A 16228-nucleotide genomic window follows, 5' to 3' on the forward strand; every position below is an offset into this window, starting at 1 on the left:
GCTTAAACGGATATACAAAAATCTTTATCTAGAAAGGTAAATCGTCGTGATCTTCTTCTTTTAAATCTCCTGCTGGTTCAAAAGCATCTGCTGGTGGTACAGCTGGCATACCTGCTGCAGCTCCTTCTGCTTGTACAGCTTCAATTCTCCATCCTTGAATTGAGTTGAAATATTTAGTTTCTCCTTGTGGATTAACCCATTCTCTACCACGTAAGTTAATGCTAATTTTAACTTGTTGGCCTTCTTTATAACTATTTAATAAATCTGTTTTATCTTGTACAAATTCCACCATAATGTGTTGTGGATATTGCTCTTCTGTTGTCACTACAATCTCTCTTTTTCTAAACCCATTTCCACCGAACGTTTGAGTTTCTCCAACCATTTTTACTCTTCCTTGAACTTCCATTTTATATATTTATTAGTATTCGTAAATTTAAAATGCCTTTATTAAGACAGTAATATTTTCCAAGCATTTTCAACATTACCTAACCCCAAATAATCTTGAGCTAGTTTATGTTTTTGCTCGTCCGTTGCTTCTTTGATATTTAGAGTGCTCATCTCCAAGCCACTAACAAAAGCCTCAACACTTTCGGCAGTTGGCAAAGCTTCCACATTACCCAACATACCTAAATTATTTCCTGTTAAAATCATGCTTTTTTTAATCGCATCAGGAAAACTATCTACTCCAATTCCTTTAGTTGCAATAGGTTTTGGTATTTCAAAAAACCCAGCTTTAGCGCGGCTATAATAACTACCACCTGCTCTGGCAACTAAATCTAACTTTTCTTGGTTTATGGTATCATCCTCATTTAAAACAGCATCATCAATATGCAATTTTACAACCTCACAAATCACCAAATTACCAGCACCACCTTCATGCCCTAACCTAACAACTTCATTCACCTTACATTCTATCTGTATAGGCGATTCGGCTACTCGAAACGGCTTCACTATATCCGATTTCAACATGGTTAACCCAGCTTTATCAAATTCGTTAACACCATCTGCATACTCCGTACTTGATAATGACATTTGATGAACTAAATCAAAATTAACCACATTAATTACCACCTCTTTTGTTGCTTCAATATTTAGCAACGTATGCTTTTCGGTATTATCTCTAACACGTCTGGCAGGTGAAAAAATTAATATTGGTGGCTTTGCGCTAAACACATTAAAAAAACTAAACGGTGATAAATTAGGCTTACCTTCTGCATCCATAGTACTAGCAAAAGCTATTGGTCTGGGCGCTACCGCACTTAACAAATAGCTATGCAATTTACTTGTTGGAACACTTTTAGGGTCTATAGATACCATTAAGTTTTAATTTGGACAAAGGTAACTATTCTCTTTTGGAACTAAAAACAGATTTACTAACAACTTTGAACAATAATATTAACAGATTTGCATTATATTACTTGATAATTAATTATAACATGATTTTCACCAAATATAATACTGCATTCCGTTGGGTAATGATAGCGACATCATTCATTATTGTCTCTCTCATTCTTTGGAATACCTACGAGTTTTTCCAACATTTTAAAAAGGAAGAAAGTATTAAAATGGAAAATTGGTCTTTTGCCCAAACCGATTTTATAAACGATGAAACCAATGGCGATTTAGAACTTACTCTCAAAATTTTAAGCAGTAACAAAACTACTCCAATGCTTGTTATAAATGAAGATGGGAGCCTTGGTAGTTATAATAACATTGATGAAACAAAGATTTCAGACTCCGTTTATGTTCAAAAATTAATAGCTAAATTTAAAGAAGAAAACGCGCCAAAACATGTAAAAATGGGCAACACTATTGTGAGCACCATTTACTATGGGAACTCGCCTTTACTAAATAAATTAAAATATTACCCGCTAGCTTTATTGCTTATTATTTTTCTGTTTTCGGCAGTGATTTACTTTTTTTATAGTAGTAACAAAAACGCTGTTCAAAACAAATTATGGTCCGGTATGGCCAAAGAAACCGCACACCAAATTGGCACTCCGCTTTCCTCCTTAATTGGTTGGACTGAAATTTTAAAAACCGAAAGTGTAAATCCCGATTATATTCTTGAAATTGAAAAAGACATAGACAGACTGCAAACCATAACCGAGCGTTTTAGCAAAATTGGCTCCCTACCTACTCTAGAACTCGCCGATATTATAAAAGAAACCTTAGAGTCTTTCGATTATTTAAAATCACGATCATCTAAATTAATAGAGTTTGAAATAAAAACGCCTGTAGAACCAATTCCAGTAAATTTAAACAAACAGCTTTACAGCTGGACTATAGAGAACTTAGTTAAAAATGCTATTGACGCGATGAAAGGTCGAGGCAAACTTAAAATTGAAATATCGCAACTAGAATTACAAGTTAAAATAAGCATTACAGATACCGGAAAAGGTATTGCAAAAAAGGATTTTAATAAAGTATTCGAACCTGGTTACACCACAAAAAAACGTGGTTGGGGCTTAGGCTTATCGCTTACTAAACGTATTATTGAAGATTTCCATAACGGAAAAATAAAAGTATTACAATCGGAAAAAGGTATAGGCACTACGTTTTTAATCACCTTAAAACGCGCCTCTCATGAATAAACAATATAAACATATTACTGTAAAAGAAGTTCTTTTAAAAAACAATTGCCCGGAGTGTTATAGTAACGACGGTTTGCAACTCACTTTTAAGCAGCGCTTTATTGAAACCATCTTTTACAAAAGCATTACCAACGATATTAAACATATTCTTTTATGTAAAACTTGTGATTCTATAATTTATCCGGTACAATGGGATGAACATATTGAACGTGTTTTCGAATATCAAAAAAGAGCTTTTGTTCCTAAAAAAGCATCTCGCCAATTTAAAAAACCAGCATATTTAATTTTTGCTTTACTCGGTATAGCAATTGTAGCGGTGATTGTTACCCTTTTAATTTATAAAAAGATTATAAATTTGCCTTAATAGCTTCGGCAATAGCAATAAACTCTTCTGTAGATAATTTTTGTTTCTGAATAAAGCGGGCATCTTCCATAGATTGCAACGGAATTAAATGTACGTGAGCATGCGGCACTTCTAAACCAATTACAGAAACACCAATACGTTTACACGCCACCGCCTTTTCAAGAGCTAAGGCTACCTTTCTTGAAAAAGACATTAAACCATTATAAGTAGCTTCGTCTAAATCAAAAATTTTATCAACCTCCTGTTTAGGTATACAAAGCGTATGCCCTTTTGCATTTGGGTTAACATCTAAAAACGCCAAAAAATCATCAGTTTCCGCTACTTTGTAACAAGGAATTTCGCCATTTATAATTTTAGTAAAAATAGATGCCATAATTTGTTTTTTTTAATTGAGGGTTTCGCTTTCGCGGAAATAAAAAAGAATTAGTTTATCTAGAAATTTCAACAATATCAAACTTCATAACGCCATTTGGCACTTGAATTTCTGCAACATCTCCAACCGATTTACCTAGCAAACCTTTTCCAATTGGTGAGTTTACCGATATTTTTCCGGTAGCTAAATCTGCTTCACCATCGGCAACCAAAGTATAATTCATTTCCATACCATTGGTTTGATTTTTAATTTTCACCTTAGATAATACTAAAATTTTAGAGTTATCTAATTGCGATTCATCGATAACTCGAGCGCCAGCCAAAGCATCTTCCAACTTAGAAATTCTCATTTCCAACATACCTTGTGCTTCTTTAGCGGCATCGTATTCTGCATTTTCACTTAAATCGCCTTTATCTCTTGCTTCTGCAATAGCTCTAGAAGCTTTTACGCGTTCCACATCTTTTAATTGCTTAAGCTCTGCTCTTAATCTTTTTAGTCCTTCAGGTGTATAGTAAGATACTTTACTCATAACTTCATCGTTTACTTAATAAAAAAAGATTCCGAAATACGATTTAATAACAATTATTAAAGCATTCGGAATAAAAAAATCCCGTTCACACGAGATTCGAAAACAAATATACAAAATAATTAACTCAATTTGCTTTTTGTTGTAAATTGCAAATCAATTTTTCCCTTAACTATGCGATTCATATTTCTTTTAATAGCTACCTTAGTTTTAACTTCTTGTAATGATAACTCGATAGATAATCCTAACTGCCAATTTCTCCTAGACTTAAGTATAAATGAAGTTGTTAACTTAAATTTACCACAATATAGCCAACTGCAATTTGCAGGAAACTCGGTGTATTTGCCTAATGCTGGAAATGGCGGAATTATTGTAGCGAGTACTGGTGTAGATTATTATGCTTGGGATGCTGCAGACCCAAACCGCATACCTAGCGCTTGTTCTGTGTTAGTAAACTCTGGGTTAACTGCCACTAGTAGTTGTGCCGATCAAAATGAATATAGCTTAGTAACAGGGCAAGCTTTAGGCGACGGTAATTTGCCATGTACTCTACAGTTTTACAGAGTTCAGGTAAATGGCAATACTTTGCTTATTTCAAATTAACACCTTTCTAAACCTCTTGTAAGATTTAGAAAAGTGTCTAATCTATATTTTATTAAAACTTTAATGTAGCACCTATTAAAAAGTTAGATGTAGCTTGCGGATAATAGCCTGCGTAGTAACCTGTAGTTGTACCTGTTTGACTACCCGAATCGTCATAATCATAAGAACCAAAGTATCCGTTAGACACATATTTTCTATTCAATATGTTGTTTGCCAATGCAGACAAAGTAATTGACTTAAATATCTTATTCGTTTTAATAAGGTAGTTTACACTAATATCGTTTACAAAATAATCGCTAAGAACAGAATCTTCATTATCAATATTCCCCATATATTGCTTGCCAACAAACTTACTTAAAAGTGATAGTTGCAAATTTTCTATAGGAGAAAAGTTAATAGCACTACCCACAACAACTTCAGGTGAAAACGAAATATTCGTACTCCCTAAATCGACCACTTCACCATTTATAGACGAATTAAAGTTTTTGTTTTTATTAGTGCTCAAGGCGAAATTAGCAGCTACGCTAAACTTTTTACTAAACTGAATATTAGCATCAACTTCTAACCCTAGTCTATAACTTTTACCACTGGTTGCTCTAATAGGGCTTCCAACATCGTCAAGTTCTCCTGTTAAAACCAATTGATTTTTATAAAACATGTAGTATAAATTAGAATTTACACTTACCTTATTTTGATTAAAACGCCAACCTAACTCAATATCTCTAAGTGTTTCATTTTTGGTAACTCCAGCTTCAAAATCATCGCGATTAGGTTCTCTATTCGCCACAGCAAACGACGTGTAAAAACTACTAAACTCAGAGTTTTTATAAGTTAAACCTACTTTAGGGTTAAAGAAACTAAAACTAGCATCGGTATTAAAATCAATACGATCAGAATTTAATCCGCCTGTTTTATAATCTACAAAACGACCTTGTAAATCTAAAAAACCAATAAGTTGATCACTAAATCTAACGGTTGCCTTAGAGAACACACTAAAATCATTTTTAGTAGCATCACCATCGTAATAATGATCTCTAATATTTGCATTTGCAGCTAAATCACTACCCCAAATAACTTCTCCAAAATGATCGCCATCATAAGAACTGTATGACAATCCAGAAATCACTTCAACTATGTTATTCTTATAAGTAACATTGGCATTAACAATGTAGAAATTATTATCCAACCAACGACGCACAATTACATCAGAGTCTTCTTCTATTAAATTATTAAAATCGGCAGCAGATTCTTCAGATTTATACTGCTCAAAATACCCTTTTCCCTTAGTATAGTTTAAACCTAAGTTGGTAGACCAGTTATTATCAAAACGTTCATTCCAATGCAATTGGTAATGATCCTGCCAGTAATTATCGGTTTCATTATCATAAGTATATGGGTTTTGTCTACGATTTTCTTTAAGTTCATCGGCAGTTAAGCCATACCAAGCTTGGTAGGTACGCTCTTCATTTCCAAAAGTTAAAGCTTTTATTAAGGTGTTACCATCCTTATAAATTCCTTGTAAGAAATAAGATTTTAGATCGGTAAAAGCGCGATCTACATAACCATCGGATTTTAATTTTGAAAAACGACCAGAAATTTCAAAATGATCATTCAGCAAGCCTGTACTTAGTTTCACGGTATGCTTTCGTGTGCCAAAACTTCCAAAACTATTAGAAATTTCACCTGAAGCTTCATCAGAATACGCATCGGTTAACAAGTTTAAACTCGCTCCAAAAGCACCAGAACCATTGGTTGATGTACCAACACCACGCTGCAACTGTAAACTCTCTGTAGACGATGCAAAATCGCCTAAATTCACAAAAAATGTGCCCTGACTTTCGGGATCGTTATAAGGAATCCCATTAATAGTAACATTAACGCGTGTTCCATCGGTACCACGCACACGAATACTTGAATAACCAATACCCGCCCCAGCATCACTTGTAGTAACTACAGATGGTAAAAAGTTAATAAGCGTAGGAATATCTTGCCCTAAATTACGTTTTGCAAGTTCTTCTTTAGAAAGATTGGAGTGTGTAATTGGCGAATCGGCACTTACACGCACTGCCTTTACTAAAACCTCATCGAGGGTTTCTGTTTTAGTAGAATCTTGTTGCACAGGATTTTGTTGTGCATTAGCACACATTGATAACACTAGAAGTGCTAAAAAAAGAAAATTGTTTTTCATTACGACTATATTTATAATCGAATAAAAAGAGGTCATTATTCTTTAAAAAATTAATTAGTTTCCGAAATACTCAGACAAGCCAAGCATAACTATTTACAACATTTACATGATGTAAGATTTCCTAAACAGCATTACCTGTTCTAGGTTCAATGGGTATGATCTCAGCCGATATTAGGCACCCCTTTTTTGAGAACGCTGCAAAAGTAATTAACAATTTAGAATTAACCGTATAGAATGAAATAATTCTTTTCATTCTATATCTGGTTTACGCCTATTTGCTTTTTTGTCAGAAATGTTCTTTTTATTTTTTAATCGTTTTCTAATAACCGATTTTGGTACTTTGGTTCGAATACGTTTTTTAGGAATAACAAGCGACGCTTTAATAAGAGTAAAAAAACGTTTTATAATAAGGTCTTTATTTTTATGCTGACTTCTACTCTCGCCACATTGCATTAAAAGTACGCCGCTATTGGTTAAACGATGTTGCAGTTTAACCAACAGACGCTCTTTTTGTGTTTCAGAAAAAACCATCGAATTTACTAAATCAAAACTCAGCTCGATTTTGGAAGACACTTTATTTACATGTTGCCCGCCCGCACCAGAGCTTCTTACTGCTTTAAATTGTAATTCTTGAAATAATGCGGCCTCACTAAACATATTACCCTTGATGTTCCGGTTTTAAAAGATCGTTAACCGTTTTAACTGGGCTAAAAGTATTTAAAGGCACCTCAACAAAAACAGTGATCCAATCTGCCATACTTCCATTCCATAAACCGGGAAGTTCTAAAGCTTGAATATCGGTTCCGTTTTGTGTTTTCATGGTAATAAAAGCAGCTTCTGGATCTACATATTCTAGTAAATTGAACTTTTCGCCTTTATAATCTTTAACACCACAAACCAAATCGGTTGGATTAAAATGTGTTGCATTTTCTACAATTTTAGATTGAGAATCATTGGCAATATCTATTTGAGCAAACTCCACAATTTGTAAAGACACCTCACCATTGTAGTCTTTTACCCAAAATGGACCACCACCAGGTTCACCTTCATTTTTAACCATACCGCAAACACGAATAGGTTTATTCAACTTACTTTTTAAATAGTTTTTCTTTTCTTCGGAAGAAAAATCATCAAAATCGTCAATCAAAGATACATTCATTTTTTTTGAAACATACATTGCTATAGCAAGCAATTCTGCTTCTGAAACCTCGTCTTTATCCAATTCTTCTAAGAATTTAAACGCACGCTCTTGTACTTCAATTAAAACACCTGCAAGCATTTTTTTATACTCGGATACTTTCTTATTATTCTCGAAAACAACAATATTATCGATGTTTTTAATAAAAATAACATCACTATCTAAATCATTTAAATTTTCTAACAAAGCACCATGACCTGCTGGTCTAAATAGAATAGAACCATCGTCTTGTCTATAAATTTCATTAGTTGTTGTTAAGGCTAATGTTTCTGTTTCTTCTTTTTGATATGAAAAGGAAACATTAAACGAGGTGTTTGTTTTTTCCTCTAAAGCATTTTTAATTTTATCTAATTCTGTATTAAAATATTTATGATGCTTTTCTGAAACTGTAAAATGTAAATTTGCTTTATTGTTAGAAGAAGCGTATAAAGTAGATTCTAATAAATGCTCATGAAAAGCTGTTATAGTTCCCGTTTGATAGGTATGAAAGGGCAACAACCCTTTTGGAAAAAAACTATAATTTAATCGAGATTCATCTAGCATAGCTTTAACAAACTCTATGCAAAGTTCTCCTGTGCTTAAACTATCTACATTAGCTTTTACAGATTTAATTTCCTTTAAAACTTCATCATAAAAAGGAAACTTTCGAATGCCTTTAACAAAAGTTTCAATTAAAATATCGTTCGTACTTTCTATATAAGTTTCTATAGATTCTCTGTTTGGATCGTATTTCTTTAAAAACTGAAATAAAAACTTAAACATGCGCGTTGCTGCACCAGAAGCTGGTACAAATTTCACAATATTTAAGTCGTTTTTCCTAGCTTCGAAAAGTGCAATATACTCACGACTTTTATCGGGTGTATAACTTTCAATGCCACTACCAATATTGGCAGCTGCAATTAAATTGGAATAAGACATCCCGTTTTTTATTCGAGAAACTTGTCCTTCAACTTGTTTTTCAGTTATACCTTTATTTTTAATCTGTAAAATATCTTGTTCAGAAAACATTATTTTTTATTTAAAAGTTGATCTATATGCTTAATGGCTGTTGCAAGACGCGTTTTTTTATCGCCTTTTAACAACACATATGGTCGTTTATTAATTATTAATTCATTTTGAAAAGCATTAAACATCTCTAATCTCTCCTCTGGTTTATCTCGTAAATCGTCTGCTTCCCAAGGCGTATCAATATAAGTCAAAAAATACAAATCGTAAGTATTTTCTATAGCAAATTTTTTAAGTAAGGGATCACAGGTTTTTTTATAACATTGTTCTGAGTATACCTTAGTTTCTAACAAATCGGTATCGCAAATTAATACAGAATCTGTTTTTAACGCTAACCTATTTTCAAGAACCATTTGTCCTGCAGCTATAGGCAACAAATCTTCGGCTTCGCATGTTTTTCGTTCATTATTCCACTTATCTTGTAGATAATCACGAGCAAACTCAGGAACCCAAATGGAATTATAATAGCGCGCCAATTGTCGCGATAGTGTTGTTTTTCCAGAAGATTCTGGACCAAACAAAACAACTTTTATACAGTTTGAAGGGACTTGTCTATATTTTTCTTCCATGCTAAATAGCCATAAATGGCAATAATTGTAAATACAAAATATTGAAAACTTGTAAATGTAAAACCTTTATAAAAATATAGCGGCACCGAAATAATATCGCCTATAATCCAAAACAACCAATTTTCGATTTTCCGTTTTGCCATAAGCCACATACCAACAAAAAATATACCTGTTGTAAGTGTATCGATATACGCTACCCAACTGGTCCATTTTCCAAATGCATGGTAAACTAAATAAACAAAAACTAAGGTGGCTAAAAATATAGCTAAACTCAGTTTTTTCTCGTTAAACGTTGTTTTAGAGATTGGTGTTACTGCACTATCGTCTACTTTTCTAGTCCAAATATACCAGCCATAAACACTCATGATAAAATAATAAGCATTTATCATCATATCTCCTAAAAGTGCCCATTTGTATAATAAATACACAAAAATAACGGTACTTATCATGCCTGTAGGAAACACCCAGATTTTATTTTGTTTGGAGTACCAAACTGATAACAAACCAAAAATTATAGCAATAACTTCTAGAGCAATATCAAGCGTATCATAATCGTAGTATTGCTTGAAAAAAAATTCGAAAATACTGTCCATGCTTCTAATATTGTACTGTGTTTATTTTTTTAACGCCTCAAAAAAAAATTCGTCTTCTTCAAAAGCCGTACCGATTACAACTAAATCGGCTCCTGAAGCATATGCGTTTTCTAATTGTTTTAAATTTCTAATACCACCACCAACAATTACGGGCACTTCCACCTCTTGTTTTACTTTTGCAATAATAGCCTGAGAAACTGGAACACGCGCACCACTTCCGGCTTCCAAATAAATTAACTTCATCCCTAATAACTGCGCTGCTTTTGCGGTATCAACTATGTTATCGATAGCCCCCCTTTCCAGTGGTAATGTTTGAGTTACTTGCTGTACGGCTGTTGCTTTTCCGCTTTCAATTAAAATATAACCTGTTGAAATAACTTCTAGCGTTGTGTTTCTTAATTTAGTAACAGACTTTACATGTTTCCCTATTAAATACTCTGGGTTTCTACCAGAAATTAAAGATAAAAACAAAATGGCATCTGCTTTTTCGGTAATTTGAGTAACATCTCCCGGAAATAAAACAATAGGCAGTTGGGTGTGTTTTTTAATTTCTTCAACTAAAATATCAGTAACATCTATATCTACTATACTGCCACCTACAAAAATATGTGTAGCAATAGATCGATTTACCTTCTCTATAAAACCCGCTGTGTTTTTAACTAAAAATTTATCCGGATCGATTAAAACCGCTAGTTGCTTAGTGTTGGTTTGTATGTTTTGATAAACACCTCTCATTCTCCTATGGCATACGCACAAACAAAACCTTCAAACTCAAAAAACTGCACTAAGTAGCGATATTTCCCATCTTCATAATCTATCCAAGCCATAGTTTCTTCATCTTGCAATTCAAAAGGAATTACCAAAAAACACTGCTTAAAACTGGTACCTGGCGTTGCAAAAAGCTTGTAAAGAGATTCTTTCACACACCAAATGGTTGTTAACTTTTTTATGTAATCAGTTTGTACTGTATCTAGGTAATCAGCTTCGTAGCCAATAAATTTATGAGCAATTACTGTAATTTTATCGCGTTGCTTTTCAATATCAATCCCAATAACTTGGTCGCTAACAATTACAGCCGAAAAATTAAAAGAGTGCGTTATAGAAATCTGTCTCCCATCTTTTAAATGGGGCTTTCCATTGTTATCATAAATCAAATCGGCATCGGTATAACCAAACTCAGCCAATAATTTGCGCACACTTAAAAACCCACGCTGGTGCAATTCACTTTTCATACCAAGAACACGTTTTAAAGTCTCTGGTTTTAAAGTTACAGCAGCCATTAAATCATCGAAAGACTCCGTGATCTTCCACATTTTAACAACAGTTTGTGAATTTGGTGTTATGGTTTTATAAAGCGGCATTTAATATTCTGAATGTTATTGATTATCTTTGCACAATCTTAAGCAAATTATACGATTTCGACGAGCGAATTTAACCATTTTAACACGAATCGCAATCTTGTTTAAGTTATTAAATAAAAAAGAATATTGATATGAGCACAAAAACAATTCCTTACGTAGCTAGCAAAGTTAAAGATATTTCTCTTGCAGCATGGGGACGAAAAGAAATAGAATTAGCCGAAGCCGAAATGCCAGGTTTAATGAGTCTTCGTGAAGAATACGGTAACTCGCAACCTCTAAAAGGGGCACGTATTGCAGGATGTTTACACATGACGATACAAACAGCCGTTTTAATAGAAACGCTACAAGCTTTAGGTGCAGAAGTAACTTGGAGTTCTTGTAACATATTTTCTACACAAGATCAAGCAGCAGCTGCCATTGCAGAAGCAGGAACAGCAGTTTACGCTTGGAAAGACATGACCGAAGAAGAATTTGATTGGTGTATCGAGCAAACTCTTTTCTTTGGAGAAGATAGAAAACCTTTAAACATGATTCTTGATGATGGTGGCGATTTAACTAACATGGTTTTAGATAAATACCCAGAATTAGCAGCAGGAATTAACGGACTTTCAGAAGAAACTACAACAGGTGTTCACCGTCTTTACGAGCGCGTAAAAAACGGAACATTACCAATGCCTGCAATCAACGTTAACGATTCGGTAACAAAATCTAAATTCGATAACAAATACGGTTGTAAAGAATCTGCAGTAGATGCTATTCGTCGCGCAACAGACCTTATGCTTGCTGGTAAACGTGTAACTGTTTGTGGTTATGGTGATGTTGGTAAAGGTACCGCTGCCTCTTTTAAAGGCGCAGGGTCTATTGTAACAGTAACAGAAATCGACCCAATTTGTGCGCTTCAAGCAGCAATGGACGGTTTTGAGGTTAAAAAGCTAGAAACTGTAATTGCAAATAGCGATATCATTATTACAACAACAGGAAATAAAGATATTATCCAAGGGCGTCATTTCGAAGCTATGAAAGATAAAGTTATCGTTTGTAACATTGGGCATTTTGACAACGAAATCGATATGGCTTGGTTAAACAAAAACCACGGTAACACTAAAAACACCATTAAACCACAAGTTGACAAATATACTATCGACGGTAAAGATATCATTATCCTTGCAGAAGGTCGTTTGGTAAACTTAGGTTGTGCTACAGGTCACCCAAGTTTCGTAATGTCTAACTCATTTACAAACCAAACTCTAGCTCAAATAGAACTTTGGACAAACGCTGATGCATACGGAAACGATGTGTACATGTTACCAAAAGCTTTAGATGAAAAAGTAGCTAAATTACACCTTGCAAAAATTGGTGTAGAACTTACTGAACTTCGCGAAGATCAAGCAAGCTATATTGGTGTAACCGTAGAAGGACCATACAAACCAGAACATTACAGATACTAAAAAACTATCGTTTTTTATACTGAACGTGTTTTAGTATCTCAATAATAAATTAAATCCCAAGCAGCAATGTTTGGGATTTTTTTTTGTTTGGGCAATTTTATTTTGGCAAAAAAACCAAAATAAACCACGCTTTCCGCTATATCTTTTTCGCCACAACATTCTCGTTTACTAATTAATAAATCGCAAACACAACTCCAAGTCATACTCTACCAATATTAGGCTTGCACAAAAAAGGATGCCGCTGCAATCCCTATTGCGAAATTACCACCCAACAGCAGTAAATCAATTCGTAAAGAATTCCTCATAAAACCTAACAAATTCTACACGTATTTTTATATTTGTCAAAGATTACTAAATACAATTAATAATGATAAAGAATTTTGTTGAAGAATTAACGTGGAGAGGCATGATACAAGATAGTATGCCAGGAACGGAAGAGCATTTATTAGAAGCTATGCGTAAGGCATATGTAGGTATAGACCCTACAGCCGACTCCTTACATATTGGGCATCTTGTGGGTGTTATGGGCTTAAAACATTTTCAATTATCAGGACACAAACCAGTGGCGCTAGTTGGTGGAGCTACCGGAATGATTGGTGATCCTTCTGGAAAATCCGCCGAGCGTAATTTACTTACCGAAGATATTCTTTTACATAACCAAAACGCTATAAAAGAACAGTTATCTCGTTTTTTAGATTTTGATAGTGATGCTGAAAACGCAGCTATATTAGTAAATAATTACGATTGGATGAAAGAGTTTTCATTCTTAGAATTTATTAGAGATGTTGGTAAACATATTACCGTAAATTATATGATGGCGAAAGATTCTGTAAAGAAACGTTTGTCTTCAGAATCTTCTGTAGGAATGAGTTTTACAGAATTTACTTACCAAATGGTTCAAGGTTACGATTTTTTACATTTATATAGAGAAAAACAATGTACACTTCAAATGGGCGGGAGCGACCAATGGGGAAACATAACAACGGGAACAGAATTAATTCGTCGTGTTGATGCAGGAAAAGGTTATGCCTTAACTTGGCCATTAATTACAAAAGCAGATGGCACTAAATTTGGAAAAACCGAAGGCGGAAATATTTGGTTAGATAGCGAAAGAACGTCACCTTATAAATTCTACCAATACTGGTTAAATACCAGTGATGTTGATGCTGAAAAATATATTAAAATTTTCACATTTATCTCAAAAGAAGAAATAGAAGCCTTAATTGCAGAACACCAAGAAGCTCCGCACTTACGTGTATTACAAAAGCGATTGGCTGAAGAAATCACAACTATGGTGCATTCCAAAGACGATTTAGACAACGCTATAAAAGCAAGTAATATTCTATTCGGAAAATCTACTAGCGAGGATTTAAAAGGCTTAAACGAACAAACCTTTTTAGATGTTTTTGATGGTGTTCCTTTAACTGAAATATCTCAAGCTGATATTGATAATGGTTTAGATATTATAGCTGCATTAGCAGAAAAAGGAGGCTTCTTAAAATCAAACGGTGAAGCCCGTCGTGCTTTAAAAGAAAATTCTATTTCTGTCAATAAAGAAAAAGTAAAAGACGATTACACAATTACAACTGCCGATTTAATTAATAATAAATTCGTACTCCTTCAGCGTGGTAAAAAGAACTATTTTGTATTGCGCATAGTTTAAAAAACAGCCTATTACAAATAATAAAAAGTCTCTGATTTAATTAAATTAGAGACTTTTTGTTTTTATTATCACTTCTTACTTAAAAAAAGTAAGACTTTATTTAAACGTTAACGTTTCTGGATACCCCCAATCGGCACGAATTTCTATCGCCTTAAAATGACTCACCTTTTCGGGTTGTATCTTTTTTAAATAATTACCCGAATCATATTTCCCATTTCCATTGGCATCATGAATAACCCGTATTTTATACGTTGCTGGTGCTACGTTAAAAAAGTCGACAACACCTTCGGTTTTTGCAAACTCCTCTCTTTTCACCTCGCCTTTATCATCGGTTAATTGTATAACCAAAGGATAAGTGGCATTCAACAAAGTAAAACGCGCATAACCAAATTCCGATTCTTTTTTCGTTCGAAATGAGTAATTTAAGGTATCATTCTTATCATCATAAAAGTCGATAAATGCTTCTGGCAGTATTTGAATTTGATAGCTATTATCTGCTGTTTTTTCAAAATCGAATTTATAAGTATTATTTATGGTATCAAACTTAGTTGTAAAAGCAACCTGCGTGGAATCTTTATCTAAAACGGTCATTTTTTCAGCATCGAAACTAACAAACGGCGTACTTCCGTTAATATAAAAAGATTCTGTATACCCTACAGTTCCCGAAGGTGCAGATTGTATTACTAAGCTATCCGCCTCTAGCTTTCTTATTCTAACGGTATAATCCTTTTCGTAGTCTGTATTCGAAACTGTAAAAAGTAAAGAATCTACTTCTAATTTCGGCTTATACCAATAGTTAAGGGTATCTGTTTTTGCGTCTTTTACAATACGAGATTCAAAATCTTCAGGTACATCGGAATTTAAATTAATGGTCATCCCATCATAAACACCTTCATACCCAAAAGCAATTTTTTCTCCAGCAACTATCATTGGTCGGGTTGCTTTATAATCGAGTACTTCATTAAACAACTTCAATGTATACAGCGAATCGTTTGGCACCGTAATAAAACTTTTATGAAAAGCTATTTGATCTGTTTTTTGTTGAAATTTATTATCTCCATTTCCATCCTTTAAAGCTAAAAGCATGTATTTACCTGCCTTAATATTATCAACCGAAAATGTAGTAAGACTATCTAAAGTATTAGTAATATATTTTGGAGTTTCTTTATAAACAATAGAATCTGTAAACGTAGAGTCTACCTCGTACAACATTACCGAAACAAAGGTGTCTGGTTTTGGTTTTAAAGCATCTACAACGCTTCCTTTTACATTAAGCGAATCTATATAGTTTCCTGTAGAAAACACGTAGCGATAGTAAGGATATGGATTACCTTCGTTATTATCTTGTATACTATTCCCAAAATTAAAAGCGTAAGTGGTATTAGGCTGTAATGTATCGTGAATTTTAATGGTAATGTATTTACTAGCAGTTCCCAAAGGTGTAATTTCGGGTTGGTTTTTCATGGGTGGCGAAATAATAAGCTGCTTGTTTAAATCTTTCATTTTAACGTATTCGTCAAAATAAATTTTTATTTCATCGCCCTTAAAATTGGTTGTTAAATTTGCAGGTTCCGCTTTAACAATAACAGGCGGCGTCACGTCTTTTGGACCACCATCTGGCGTTCCTCGATTGGCACAATTTATAAAAATAACACCAATAACTGCAGCTAAAATAAAATTTGAAAGCGTTTTATTCATTACCTATTAAAAATTTTCACAAACCTACATAATTTTAAAGATATA

General features: G+C 33.7%; 17 protein-coding genes and 1 riboswitch. Of the genes, 5 read left to right on the forward strand and 12 right to left on the reverse strand.

What is annotated here, in order from left to right; genetic code table 11:
- Window positions 1-28: 28 nt before the first annotated feature.
- Together ACJJV4_RS09895 and ACJJV4_RS09900 are read right to left on the reverse strand one after the other, a co-directional pair.
- Window positions 29-406, reverse strand: coding sequence for a DUF3127 domain-containing protein (locus ACJJV4_RS09895; RefSeq protein WP_304405018.1), 378 nt, complete (start codon window positions 404-406; stop codon window positions 29-31).
- Window positions 407-447: 41 nt separating this feature from the next.
- Window positions 448-1317, reverse strand: a complete 870-nt coding sequence (locus ACJJV4_RS09900) for a flavin reductase family protein (RefSeq protein ID WP_405293942.1) — start codon at window positions 1315-1317, stop codon at window positions 448-450.
- A gap of 119 nt (window positions 1318-1436) precedes the next feature.
- Between ACJJV4_RS09900 and ACJJV4_RS09905 the strand changes: the two genes are divergently transcribed.
- Window positions 1437-2594: a sensor histidine kinase gene (locus ACJJV4_RS09905; RefSeq protein ID WP_405293944.1), complete on the forward strand. Its 1158-nt coding sequence runs from the start codon at window positions 1437-1439 to the stop codon at window positions 2592-2594.
- Window positions 2587-2958 (forward strand): hypothetical protein, encoded by a 372-nt coding sequence (locus ACJJV4_RS09910; RefSeq protein WP_405293946.1) that lies wholly within the window; start codon window positions 2587-2589, stop codon window positions 2956-2958. The genes ACJJV4_RS09905 and ACJJV4_RS09910 overlap by 8 nt, the downstream gene beginning before the upstream one ends.
- Here the strand turns inward: ACJJV4_RS09910 and ACJJV4_RS09915 are convergent.
- A complete protein-coding gene (locus ACJJV4_RS09915) occupies window positions 2942-3331 on the reverse strand; it encodes an HIT family protein (RefSeq protein WP_405293948.1) in 390 nt (129 codons plus the stop codon). The two genes, ACJJV4_RS09910 and ACJJV4_RS09915, sit on opposite strands and share 17 nt — an antisense overlap.
- 55 nt (window positions 3332-3386) lie before the next feature.
- A complete protein-coding gene (greA, locus tag ACJJV4_RS09920) occupies window positions 3387-3860 on the reverse strand; it encodes a transcription elongation factor GreA (RefSeq protein ID WP_042497671.1) in 474 nt (157 codons plus the stop codon).
- 171 nt (window positions 3861-4031) lie between these two features.
- Between greA and ACJJV4_RS09925 the strand changes: the two genes are divergently transcribed.
- Window positions 4032-4460: a hypothetical protein gene (locus ACJJV4_RS09925; protein ID WP_405293950.1), complete on the forward strand. Its 429-nt coding sequence runs from the start codon at window positions 4032-4034 to the stop codon at window positions 4458-4460.
- 52 nt (window positions 4461-4512) lie between these two features.
- On the opposite strand, the gene ACJJV4_RS09930 is transcribed toward ACJJV4_RS09925, so the two are convergent.
- The 7 genes from ACJJV4_RS09930 to ACJJV4_RS09960 all read right to left on the reverse strand — a co-directional run bounded on the left by ACJJV4_RS09930 (window position 4513) and on the right by ACJJV4_RS09960 (window position 11374).
- Window positions 4513-6648, reverse strand: a complete 2136-nt coding sequence (locus tag ACJJV4_RS09930) for a TonB-dependent receptor (protein WP_405293952.1) — start codon at window positions 6646-6648, stop codon at window positions 4513-4515.
- 101 nt (window positions 6649-6749) lie between these two features.
- Window positions 6750-6841: riboswitch (TPP riboswitch) on the reverse strand.
- A gap of 56 nt (window positions 6842-6897) precedes the next feature.
- Entirely contained in the window at window positions 6898-7305 is a 408-nt protein-coding gene (gene arfB, locus ACJJV4_RS09935; RefSeq protein ID WP_405293954.1) for an alternative ribosome rescue aminoacyl-tRNA hydrolase ArfB, read from the reverse strand.
- 1 nt (window position 7306) lies between these two features.
- Window positions 7307-8854, reverse strand: coding sequence for a DUF4301 family protein (locus ACJJV4_RS09940; protein WP_405293956.1), 1548 nt, complete (start codon window positions 8852-8854; stop codon window positions 7307-7309).
- Window positions 8854-9420 (reverse strand): AAA family ATPase, encoded by a 567-nt coding sequence (locus ACJJV4_RS09945; protein WP_405293958.1) that lies wholly within the window; start codon window positions 9418-9420, stop codon window positions 8854-8856. Before ACJJV4_RS09945 ends, ACJJV4_RS09940 begins: the two co-directional genes overlap by 1 nt.
- Window positions 9381-10013 carry a nicotinamide riboside transporter PnuC gene (gene pnuC, locus ACJJV4_RS09950; RefSeq protein ID WP_405293960.1) on the reverse strand — a complete coding sequence of 211 codons (633 nt, stop codon included), beginning with the start codon at window positions 10011-10013 and terminating at the stop codon, window positions 9381-9383. Before pnuC ends, ACJJV4_RS09945 begins: the two co-directional genes overlap by 40 nt.
- Before the next feature lie 21 nt (window positions 10014-10034).
- Complete coding sequence (locus ACJJV4_RS09955) at window positions 10035-10748, reverse strand: geranylgeranylglyceryl/heptaprenylglyceryl phosphate synthase (protein WP_405293962.1); 714 nt, start codon at window positions 10746-10748, stop codon at window positions 10035-10037.
- Window positions 10745-11374 carry a 4'-phosphopantetheinyl transferase family protein gene (locus ACJJV4_RS09960; RefSeq protein WP_405293964.1) on the reverse strand — a complete coding sequence of 210 codons (630 nt, stop codon included), beginning with the start codon at window positions 11372-11374 and terminating at the stop codon, window positions 10745-10747. The genes ACJJV4_RS09955 and ACJJV4_RS09960 overlap by 4 nt, the downstream gene beginning before the upstream one ends.
- Before the next feature lie 131 nt (window positions 11375-11505).
- Here ACJJV4_RS09960 and ahcY point away from each other — a divergent pair, with 131 nt between their 5' ends.
- Window positions 11506-12822, forward strand: a complete 1317-nt coding sequence (gene ahcY, locus ACJJV4_RS09965) for an adenosylhomocysteinase (RefSeq protein WP_405293966.1) — start codon at window positions 11506-11508, stop codon at window positions 12820-12822.
- 367 nt (window positions 12823-13189) lie between these two features.
- Entirely contained in the window at window positions 13190-14485 is a 1296-nt protein-coding gene (gene tyrS, locus ACJJV4_RS09970; RefSeq protein ID WP_405293968.1) for a tyrosine--tRNA ligase, read from the forward strand.
- Between the two features lie 96 nt (window positions 14486-14581).
- Here the strand turns inward: tyrS and ACJJV4_RS09975 are convergent, their stop codons facing one another.
- Entirely contained in the window at window positions 14582-16183 is a 1602-nt protein-coding gene (locus tag ACJJV4_RS09975; RefSeq protein WP_405293970.1) for an Ig-like domain-containing protein, read from the reverse strand.
- Window positions 16184-16228 lie beyond the last annotated feature (45 nt).

Source organism: Algibacter sp. Ld11, assembly GCF_045066735.1.
Taxonomy (GTDB): Bacteria; Bacteroidota; Bacteroidia; order Flavobacteriales; family Flavobacteriaceae; genus Algibacter.

Bases quoted from the DNA above. Each gene is read 5' to 3' on its own strand.
- ACJJV4_RS09895 (WP_304405018.1), bottom strand. From the start codon at position 406: ATGGAAGTTCAAGGAAGAGTAAAAATGGTTGGAGAAACTCAAACGTTC.
- ACJJV4_RS09900 (WP_405293942.1), bottom strand. From the start codon at position 1,317: ATGGTATCTATAGACCCTAAAAGTGTTCCAACAAGTAAATTGCATAGC.
- ACJJV4_RS09905 (WP_405293944.1), top strand. From the start codon at position 1,437: ATGATTTTCACCAAATATAATACTGCATTCCGTTGGGTAATGATAGCG.
- ACJJV4_RS09910 (WP_405293946.1), top strand. From the start codon at position 2,587: ATGAATAAACAATATAAACATATTACTGTAAAAGAAGTTCTTTTAAAA.
- ACJJV4_RS09915 (WP_405293948.1), bottom strand. From the start codon at position 3,331: ATGGCATCTATTTTTACTAAAATTATAAATGGCGAAATTCCTTGTTAC.
- greA (WP_042497671.1), bottom strand. From the start codon at position 3,860: ATGAGTAAAGTATCTTACTATACACCTGAAGGACTAAAAAGATTAAGA.
- ACJJV4_RS09925 (WP_405293950.1), top strand. From the start codon at position 4,032: ATGCGATTCATATTTCTTTTAATAGCTACCTTAGTTTTAACTTCTTGT.
- ACJJV4_RS09930 (WP_405293952.1), bottom strand. From the start codon at position 6,648: ATGAAAAACAATTTTCTTTTTTTAGCACTTCTAGTGTTATCAATGTGT.
- arfB (WP_405293954.1), bottom strand. From the start codon at position 7,305: ATGTTTAGTGAGGCCGCATTATTTCAAGAATTACAATTTAAAGCAGTA.
- ACJJV4_RS09940 (WP_405293956.1), bottom strand. From the start codon at position 8,854: ATGTTTTCTGAACAAGATATTTTACAGATTAAAAATAAAGGTATAACT.
- ACJJV4_RS09945 (WP_405293958.1), bottom strand. From the start codon at position 9,420: ATGGAAGAAAAATATAGACAAGTCCCTTCAAACTGTATAAAAGTTGTT.
- pnuC (WP_405293960.1), bottom strand. From the start codon at position 10,013: ATGGACAGTATTTTCGAATTTTTTTTCAAGCAATACTACGATTATGAT.
- ACJJV4_RS09955 (WP_405293962.1), bottom strand. From the start codon at position 10,748: ATGAGAGGTGTTTATCAAAACATACAAACCAACACTAAGCAACTAGCG.
- ACJJV4_RS09960 (WP_405293964.1), bottom strand. From the start codon at position 11,374: ATGCCGCTTTATAAAACCATAACACCAAATTCACAAACTGTTGTTAAA.
- ahcY (WP_405293966.1), top strand. From the start codon at position 11,506: ATGAGCACAAAAACAATTCCTTACGTAGCTAGCAAAGTTAAAGATATT.
- tyrS (WP_405293968.1), top strand. From the start codon at position 13,190: ATGATAAAGAATTTTGTTGAAGAATTAACGTGGAGAGGCATGATACAA.
- ACJJV4_RS09975 (WP_405293970.1), bottom strand. From the start codon at position 16,183: ATGAATAAAACGCTTTCAAATTTTATTTTAGCTGCAGTTATTGGTGTT.